Source organism: Ramlibacter sp. WS9, assembly GCF_003797765.1.
Lineage (GTDB): Bacteria > Pseudomonadota > Gammaproteobacteria > Burkholderiales > Burkholderiaceae_C > Ramlibacter.
The window spans coordinates 1-4,620 of sequence record NZ_RKMB01000067.1 but is presented as its reverse complement, the minus strand read 5'-3'; the positions used below and the strand labels follow the sequence as shown (position 1 = coordinate 4,620).

Sequence of the window (4,620 nt, the reverse complement as noted above, 5' to 3'; positions counted from 1 at the left end):
TGCCCGCGGTTCTGCTGTTGTGCGCCGTCGGCGCGCTCACGCAGCGCTTCGTGATCCAGCCACTGCTGTCGGCCGACGCGCACATCCAGATCTTCGCGACCGTGGGCGTTTCGACAGCCCTGCTGAACCTGGCCTTGATGATCTTCGGCGCCGACGTCCGGAAGGTCGAACCGTCGTTCGGTACGGAAGGACTCCAGGCAGGGCCGCTCACGCTGGTCAGCGGCCAGCTGGTCACGTTCGTGCTCGCCATCGCGGTGGCCGGCGCGATGCACGCTTTCCTTCATCACACCTTCACGGGCCGCGCATTTCGAGCCATCGCCCAAAACCGCGTGGCTGCGGCGTTGATGGGCGTGAACGTGAAGTCGATGTACGTGCTGGCGTTCGCCATCGGCGCCGGCCTGGTCGGTTTGGCGGCAAGCCTGCTGGCGGTGCAGTACCCGGTGTTCCCGACAGTGGGGCAGTACTTCGTGCTGACGGCCTTCGTGATCGTCGTGTTGGGCGGCATGGGAAGCCTGGCCGGCGCCGTTATCGGCTCCATCTTCATCGGCCTGATCGACAGCATCGCGGGCTTCTACGCCGGCCCCGAACTGAAGGAAGTCGTGTACTTCATCGTCTTCCTGGTCATCCTCATCGTGCGACCGACCGGCCTGTTCGGCCTGGGCCGCGGATCCGAATGAGCGGCGCTCAGCAAATCGGTTGAACGGGCACCCCATGTTTCCAAATCTCCTTCACCCTCGCGGCTACGTCGGCGCACTGGCGCTGCTGGCACTCGTCGCCATTCCGCTCGCCGCGCAGTCGCCGTTCGTCTACCACCTGGCGATCCAGGTCTGCGTCTTCGCGGCGCTTGCAGTCGCATGGAACATCGTCGGCGGATACGCGGGTCAGCTATCGCTGGGCCACGCTGTCTTCTACGGTATCGGCGGCTACACAGCCGGCCTGATGGTCGCGCAACTGGGCGTCTCGCCCTGGCTCGGCATGCTCGCCGGCGCCGCCATCTCCATGGCGGCGGCGGTCGTCATCGCCTATCCCACCCTGCGCCTGCGCGGGCCGTTCTTCTCGCTGGCCACCATCGCCTTCCTGGAAGTCACCCGGCTCCTGGTCATTCACGGGGAGAAACTGACTGGCGGATCCGCGGGCCTGAACGTGCCGCTGCAGGTCGGCCTGCCCTGGATGATCTTCCGCGAGAAGTTGCCCTACCTGCTGATTGCTTTCGGCTTCCTGCTGCTCGCGGTGTGGGTCGCGTGGCTGGTTCGCCGTTCGCGCTTCGGCTTCTATCTGATCGCCGTGCGCGAGCGGGAAGACGCTGCGCGGGCCGTGGGCGTGAATGCGGTGCGGGTGAAGATCGCGGCGGCCGTGATGTCGGCTGCGCTGACAAGCCTGATCGGCGCTTTCCACGCGATGTATCTGACGTTCCTTGAGCCGTCCGCCGCTTTCTCGCTGGAACTGTCCATCCAGATCGCGATGTTCGCCTTGATCGGCGGGTTGGGCAGCGTGGCGGGTCCCATCATCGGCACCGTCGTCGTTCTGCCGGTGGCCGAGCTCGCGCGGGGCTGGCTCAGCGCGTTCGGCAACGGCACTCACGGCTTCGTCTACGGCGTGTTGCTCATCATCGTCGTGCTGTTCTTTCCGCGCGGGCTGGTCGGGCACCTGGGTGCAGGCGTCACCCGCGCGATCGACCGCCTGCCTGACTTCAGCAAGCGCAGAAAACCAAGGGCTTTCGAAACAAGGCGTGTGCCTCAGCGAAGCCCGGGCAGGCAGCCGATCCTGAAGGCCGAGGCTATCCACAAGCGCTTCGGTGGGTTGAAAGCCACCGACAACGTGTCACTCACCTTGCACGAAGGCGAAATCCTGGGGGTGATCGGTCCCAACGGCGCGGGCAAGACAACGGTGTTCAACCAGCTCTCCGGCTTCATCCGGCCGGATCAAGGGAAGGTCACCGTTCTCAATGACCGGGGTCAATGGGTCGAGCCCCACAGCCCTGAGACGTTCGCCCACGCGGGCGTCGGCCGCACCTTCCAGATCGTGCAGCCGTTCTCGGGCCTCACGGTGCTGGAGAACATCATGCTTGGCGCGTTCATGCACACCGTCCACCGCGACCAGGCCGAGCAGATTGCCCGCGAAGTCGCTGAGCTCACCGACCTCACTTCGCTGCTGGACGCCGAGGCGCGAGGCCTGACAGTGGGCGGCATGAAACGACTGGAGGTGGCGCGTGCGTTGGCGACACGGCCGCGGATATTGCTGCTCGACGAGGTGCTTGCGGGCCTCAACCCCTCGGATGTTGCGCGCGCCATCGCCATGATCCGCCGCATACGCGACGCCGGTGTGTCGGTCCTCATGATCGAACACCTGATGCAGGCCACGATGGCCCTCTCGGATCGGATCGTGGTGATCAATCTCGGCCAGGTTCTATGTGAAGGCTTGCCGGCGGACGTGGTGAACGATCCCCTGGTGATCGAAGCCTATTTGGGAAAGGGGTACGCAGATGCTCAAGCTTCGTGATGTGACCGCGGGCTACGGCAAGAGCGAAGTGCTCAAGGGCATTTCGTTCGACGTGCAAGCCGGCGAGGTCGTCACCATCGTGGGTGCCAACGGCGCGGGCAAGACCACGACTTTGAAGACCTTGTGCGGCATCGTCCCGGCGACGGGTGGCAATGTCGAGTTCGACGGGCAGCCGATCACCAACAAGGCGGCCCATGAGATCGTCGATCTTGGGATCACCATGGTGCCGGAAGGGCGCCAGCTCTTTCCGTTCCTCACGGTGGAAGACAATTTGCTGATGGGTGCGTACAAGCGCTCGGCCCGTGCGAAGCGCGCGCAGCGCCTGGAGGAAGTCTTGCAGATCTTTCCGCGCGTCAAGGAGCGGTTGGCGCAACTCGCGGGATCGCTTTCGGGCGGTGAGCAACAGATGGTTGCTATCGCGCGGGGAATGATGGCCGGGCCGCGCCTGCTGATCCTGGACGAACCGTCGCTGGGCTTGTCGCCGTTGCTCGTGACCCAGATGTTCGACGTGGTCAAGCTGGTTGCCGGCACCGGCACAACCGTGCTGCTGGTGGAGCAGAACATCTTCAACACCTTGAAGCTGGCGGACCGGGGCTATGTGCTGGAAGATGGCGCGGTGGCATTGACCGGCACGGGGGAAGAGCTTCTGCGCAACCCCCATGTGCGCAAAGCCTACCTCGGCCACTGACCCAAGCGCGCCCAATCAAGTGGAGACAGCTGACATGACTCACAGCAACCGGGTGGTCCTGGTGACCGGCGGGGCGAGCGGCATTGGCGCCGTTCTCGTTCGCAGCTACGCGGCCGACGGCGCGGCGGTCGGCATCGTGGATCGCGACACGCAAGCAGGCAACGCGCTGGCCGAGGAACTGAGAAGCCAAGGCCGGCAGGTTTACTTTTCTGGCGCGGATGTCGCGGACTTCAATGCATGCAGGCAGGCCTGCCTGCTGATCGAAGATGCGCTGGGTCCCGTGGACACACTGGTCAACAACGCCGGGATCTCACCCAAGCACGACGGCCAGCCGCAGCCGATTTGGCGCATGGACCCGGCTGAGTGGCACCGCGTAGTAGACGTCAACCTTCACAGTGCGTTCAACTTCTGCCGCATCCTCGCACCCGGCATGGTGGAACGCCGGTTCGGCCGCATCGTGTCGATGTCCTCCGTTGCGGGCAAGGCCTACCTCGACATCGTCGCCGCGCACTACAGCACTACCAAAGCCGCAATCATCGGGCTGACCCGCCATCTGGCCGGCGAGCTCGGACCCTATGGCATCACAGTGAACGCTTTGGCGCCCGGCCGGATCGATACGCCGATGGTGGCCGGCGCACCGCCTGCAGCGAATGAGGCGGTCATCGCGACAACACCGCTGCGCCGCCTCGGCAAGCCGGCAGAAGTGGCGGACGCGTGCCTCTTTCTCAGTTCGGAGCAGGCCAGCTTCATCACCGGGCAGGTGATCGACGTGGCGGGCGGATGGCTGATGACCTGAACAACCGGATCGCACTTCTCCATGACTTCCAACATGCATAAGAATTTCATCGCCGGTGAATGGATCGAGGGCGCGAACGTCGCGCTCAACATCAACCCGTCGGACACGAGAGATGTCGTCGGCCACTACGCACACGCGGACGCGACCCAGACCGAACTGGCGATCGATGCCGCATTCGATGCGCAGCCGGGGTGGGCTCGTGCGACGGCCGAGTCGCGTTCGGATGCACTCGATCGGATCGGCTCGGAGCTGCTGGCCCGCAGCGAGGAACTGGGCAGACTCCTGTCGCGCGAAGAAGGCAAGACGCTGCCCGAGGGCATCGGCGAGGTCATGCGCGCCGGGCGGGTCTTCAAGTTCTTTGCTGGCGAAGCCCTGCGATTGGGCGGCGAGCGGCTGGCTTCGATTCGCGCGGGCGTCGATGTCGAGGTGACGCGCGAGCCCGAGGGTGTTGTGGGCATCATCACTCCCTGGAATTTCCCGATCGCGATTCCGGCGTGGAAGATCGCTCCAGCGCTCGCCTATGGAAACTCGGTGGTGTTCAAGCCCGCCGACCTGGTGCCGGGGAGCGCCTGGGCCCTGTCCGAGATCATCGTGCGCGCCGGGCAACTGCCTGCAGGCGTGTTCAATCTCGTGATGG

Annotated in this window: 5 protein-coding genes; all 5 read left to right on the top strand. The window is 64.8% G+C overall.

Features of this window, described 5'->3' with window-relative positions; all coding sequences use genetic code 11:
- Positions 1–677 (top strand): branched-chain amino acid ABC transporter permease (locus EEB15_RS32810; protein WP_141514196.1); only part of this gene is annotated, 677 nt, incomplete at its 5' end.
- Between the two features lie 34 nt (positions 678–711).
- A complete protein-coding gene (locus EEB15_RS32805; RefSeq protein ID WP_141514195.1) occupies positions 712–2,499 on the top strand; it encodes an ATP-binding cassette domain-containing protein in 1,788 nt (595 codons plus the stop codon).
- Positions 2,483–3,187 carry an ABC transporter ATP-binding protein gene (locus tag EEB15_RS32800; protein WP_141514194.1) on the top strand — a complete coding sequence of 235 codons (705 nt, stop codon included), beginning with the start codon at positions 2,483–2,485 and terminating at the stop codon, positions 3,185–3,187. The genes EEB15_RS32805 and EEB15_RS32800 overlap by 17 nt, the downstream gene beginning before the upstream one ends.
- Before the next feature lie 34 nt (positions 3,188–3,221).
- Positions 3,222–3,983 (top strand): SDR family NAD(P)-dependent oxidoreductase, encoded by a 762-nt coding sequence (locus EEB15_RS32795; RefSeq protein WP_141514193.1) that lies wholly within the window; start codon positions 3,222–3,224, stop codon positions 3,981–3,983.
- A gap of 33 nt (positions 3,984–4,016) precedes the next feature.
- Positions 4,017–4,620: aldehyde dehydrogenase family protein (locus EEB15_RS32790; protein WP_141514192.1), on the top strand; the 604-nt coding region annotated here is incomplete at its 3' end.

What these genes read in the sequence shown, in the direction of transcription:
- EEB15_RS32805 (WP_141514195.1), top strand. Translation starts at nt 712, where the DNA reads ATGTTTCCAAATCTCCTTCACCCTCGCGGCTACGTCGGCGCACTGGCG.
- EEB15_RS32800 (WP_141514194.1), top strand. Translation starts at nt 2,483, where the DNA reads ATGCTCAAGCTTCGTGATGTGACCGCGGGCTACGGCAAGAGCGAAGTG.
- EEB15_RS32795 (WP_141514193.1), top strand. Translation starts at nt 3,222, where the DNA reads ATGACTCACAGCAACCGGGTGGTCCTGGTGACCGGCGGGGCGAGCGGC.